This is a genomic window from Vibrio sp. 811, assembly GCF_033339195.1.
In genome coordinates this window covers 1-970 of the sequence record NZ_JAWOUB010000145.1, presented here as the reverse complement: position 1 = coordinate 970, position 970 = coordinate 1, and the positions used below count along the sequence as shown (strand labels likewise).

Here is a 970-nt window from a genome sequence, read left to right as displayed (position 1 = left end):
CTTTAGGTTAGAATCCCCAACAAAATAGAGTTACACGGTACCTGTTAATGTCAGATCCCAAGTTCGTCCACCTTCGTATTCACAGTGATTTCTCGATGGTGGATGGTATCAATAAAGTTCCACCGATAGTCAAGAAAGTCGCCGAGCTTGGTATGCCTGCCATGGCTTTGACTGACTTCACCAACTTATGTGGTTTGGTGAAGTTTTATGGCACAGCGCATGGCTCCGGCGTTAAACCGATCATCGGTGCAGATTTCAAAATGCAATCTGATGAATTTGGTGAAGAACTGACCCAGCTGACAGTACTTGCTGCCGACAATACAGGTTACAAGAACCTCACGTTACTGATTTCCAAAGCGTATTTACGTGGCCACGTTCAGCACCAACCTGTGATTGATAGGGCGTGGCTGACCGTTTCTATCTAGAATTGATTCGTACAGGTCGTCCGGATGAAGAGACGTACTTGCATTTTGCCATCGATCTCGCTGAGCAACATGACTTGCCTGTGGTCGCGACAAACGAAGTGGTTTTCCTAAGTGCAGACCTTTTCGATGCGCACGAGATTCGTGTTGCGATTCATGATGGTTACACATTAGAAGATCCACGCCGACCAAAAAATTACAGCCCGCAGCAGTACCTTCGCACTGAAGAGGAAATGTGTGAGCTGTTTGCTGATATTCCAGAAGCGCTAGAAAACAGGGTCGAGATCGCCAAGCGTTGTAACGTGACCGTTCGTTTGGGTGAATACTTCTTGCCAGCCTTCCCAACAGAAGGGATGGAAGAAACTGAATTCTTGGTCATGAAGTCGCGAGAAGGTTTGGAAGAGCGTCTAGAGTTCCTATTCCCTAATGAAGAAGAGCGCAAAAAGCGCCGTCCAGAATACGACGAGCGTTTACAAATCGAACTCGACGTAATCAACCAAATGGGGTTCCCTGGCTACTTCTTGATCGTAATGGAGTTCATCCAGTGG

Annotated in this window: 1 pseudogene; it reads left to right on the top strand. The window is 47.0% G+C overall.

The features are described from left to right. Window positions 1–47: 47 nt before the first annotated feature. Window positions 48–970, top strand: a pseudogene (locus R7Q46_RS25435) (PHP domain-containing protein); the annotation flags it as partial.